At 40.6% G+C, this 1,242-nt stretch carries 1 protein-coding gene; it reads left to right on the top strand.

Annotated features, from left to right (window positions below; translation table 11 throughout):
- Nucleotides 1–282: 282 nt before the first annotated feature.
- Nucleotides 283–1,173 (top strand): IS982-like element ISLll1 family transposase, encoded by an 891-nt coding sequence (locus tag AB0B29_RS37695; RefSeq protein ID WP_362247280.1) that lies wholly within the window; start codon nucleotides 283–285, stop codon nucleotides 1,171–1,173.
- The last annotated feature ends 69 nt before the right edge of the window (nucleotides 1,174–1,242 follow it).

Raw genomic sequence — 1,242 nt, 5'->3', positions numbered from 1 at the left:
GGCGCCGCCATCCGCGAGCGGGTCGGCTACATGCCCGAGCACGACTGCCTGACTTAAATGTTTCTTTTTCTTGAAAAGAAATTTCTGGGTATTGATGAAGATGACGCCTAATTTGAATCATTTCATTCTCATATTGTGTTAAGCTAGTCAACAAATTATTAAGTAGTTTCATATGATACCTCTAAACTTTCTACCCGAATTGCTAGTTAATTTCATTGGAAAATAAATAAGTCGTGCTATCCTAATCTTAAAGCACTAAGCATTAGAAAGCGCACGACTTATATGACTTATAATAGCACACTTCCAAAAGTTTTTGTTTATTTACTGACAACCATTGAGACGCTTTATCAAACGAGGGTTTCCCTTGAGGTTCAAAACCGAAAGAACGTCCATCTCGCAACATCAGATTGCTTAGTTATCGCTTGTTACCTATGGGACGTACTGCATTTTAGTGAAACACTTAAAGCTAAGCACCAATTGGCTCAAAGTTTATTTCCTAATTTCCTAGAATATTCTCGCTTTGTCCGCCGTTGTAATGCCCTCTTACCGAGTATCCAAGTCATTCGCCAAGCACTCGTCTTTAAAGAGGTTGAAGGAATGAGTGTATCCATTATTGACAGCTTCCCCATTCCTTTGTGTCAGCCTATTCGTAATTTCAGAAGCAAAGTTCTTGGAGATTATGCAAATGTTGGCTACAATGCTACAAAGGGACAGTACTTCTATGGATGTAAATGTCATGCTTTAGTCAGTGAATCAGGCTATGTCATAGACTACACAATTACTCCTGCTTCAATGGCTGATAGTTCAATGACCGAGGAAGTGTTGAGTCAATTTGGGACACCAACAGTCCTTGGAGATATGGGATATTTAGGTCAGTCACTGCATGATAGGCTGGAATTAAAAGGAATTGATCTAATTACACCTGTCAGGAAGAACATGAAGCAAAAGAAAATCCTTTTCCCTAATTTTTCAAAACGTAGAAAAGTGATTGAGCGAGTTTTCTCTTTTTTGACAAATCTAGGAGCTGAGCGTTGTAAAAGTCGTTCGCCTCAAGGTTTTCAATTGAAATTAGAGATGATACTTTTAGCGTATTCTTTACTGTTAAAATCAGCTAAATCACTGGAACCAGAGACTTTAAGATATTCTATCGGGTATCAAGTCATGGATAAATAATCAACATACGGCGCCGCGCGTCCGGCCCGGCGGGGCACACCGGGCCCCGAGCTGCCGAGTCCACCGCGG

The organism is Streptomyces tibetensis (assembly GCF_040647715.1).
Classification (GTDB): Bacteria; Actinomycetota; Actinomycetes; order Streptomycetales; family Streptomycetaceae; genus Streptomyces; species Streptomyces tibetensis_A.
The sequence above is the reverse complement of the archived record's forward strand: the minus strand, read 5'-3'. Positions and strand labels throughout refer to the sequence as shown.

What these genes read in the sequence shown, in the direction of transcription:
- AB0B29_RS37695 (WP_362247280.1), top strand. Translation starts at nt 283, where the DNA reads ATGACTTATAATAGCACACTTCCAAAAGTTTTTGTTTATTTACTGACA.